The organism is Psychrobacter sp. Sarcosine-02u-2 (genome assembly GCF_002836335.1).
Classification (GTDB): Bacteria; Pseudomonadota; Gammaproteobacteria; order Pseudomonadales; family Moraxellaceae; genus Psychrobacter; species Psychrobacter faecalis.
The window spans coordinates 1-233 of sequence record NZ_PJBX01000104.1 but is presented as its reverse complement, the minus strand read 5'-3'; the positions used below and the strand labels follow the sequence as shown (position 1 = coordinate 233).

Below are 233 nucleotides of genomic sequence, written 5' to 3'. Positions count from 1 at the left end.
CCAATACGTGAGCGTTCTTCAACAATACAAGGGCGCTCATGAATCGAGACTCTGTCATTGATACGGCCTCGAGTCTCAGCGGTTAGACGCTGCCGGTATGGTTTGGCTTTACGTCTGAGACACTGCCACAATGTGCCGCCTTGCCTCTTATCACGCCAAATATAGCGATAAATGCTCATATGACTGATACCAGCATGAACGCCAGATATTTGCTCAGGACTCCAGTTCTCTTT

At 48.5% G+C, this 233-nt stretch carries 1 pseudogene; it reads right to left on the bottom strand.

Annotated features, from left to right (window positions below):
* A pseudogene (locus CXF58_RS13805) lies at positions 1 to 233 on the bottom strand (IS30 family transposase); the annotation flags it as partial.